This window comes from Actinomadura napierensis, from assembly GCF_039529375.1.
Taxonomy (GTDB): Bacteria; Actinomycetota; Actinomycetes; order Streptosporangiales; family Streptosporangiaceae; genus Spirillospora; species Spirillospora napierensis.
This window is the reverse complement of the sequence record NZ_BAAAMR010000293.1, coordinates 1-770: the sequence shown is the minus strand read 5'-3', so window position 1 is coordinate 770 and position 770 is coordinate 1. Positions and strand designations below refer to the sequence as shown.

1 pseudogene is annotated in these 770 nt (G+C 32.1%); it reads right to left on the bottom strand.

What is annotated here, in order from left to right:
- A pseudogene (locus ABD296_RS49515) lies at positions 1 to 398 on the bottom strand (hypothetical protein); the annotation flags it as partial.
- Positions 399 to 770: the final 372 nt, after the last annotated feature.

Here is a 770-nt window from a genome sequence, read left to right as displayed (position 1 = left end):
AAAAAGTCTAGGCTTTGTTTTAATAAAAGGTTATGGAAGCGCCAACGTAAGCGCATTGGAAAAGTACTATATAAAATTTGATGTTTTATAATAGATTGAATATTAACAAATAAAATGTTAGCAAATAACACGCTAATGAGAATAAGGATGTTTGACGCATGTTGGCTTAAGAAACTTTCAGGCTGACTATTACTAAGCCAATCTACAAGTTGCCCAATTTTTGAAAAGAGCAGGGCTTCAAAGCTAGCTGCACCAGCTGTACATATAATAAGTAGCAATAAATATGGACGCACACCTTCAGTAGCTTGCCAAACAAATGGGAAAAAGCGTGTTGGTAAGGGCTCATCCAAACCTTTGGTTGGATAAGGATCTACAAGTTTTTCAAACCACTTCAGCATGAATGACTACCTTTATACATCAGCTACTTTAGTAAAATTTCGCAATTTAATTTGCAATAAAGTCAGTTAGATCAAACTTAATTAAGGTATTGATCTGTTGGGTGTGTGGATACACGTCAAAGTTTATGTTGTATATCTTTGGCTAAAACTGACATGATTTAGTCAAGACATAAATTTGGAATCGGGAAGAAGCCTAAAAGGCATCGTAAAGACAAAAAATGTTTTATTCATTATATCGATAATAATAGATGAAGTGGTGAATGAATTTGGCTTGAATGTAATTTTTATAAATTTTTTTAATAAATGATAAAATATTAATATTTATTTTAAGCAGTATGAGCCTTTATCCGAATGTTGATAAAGGCTCATAAC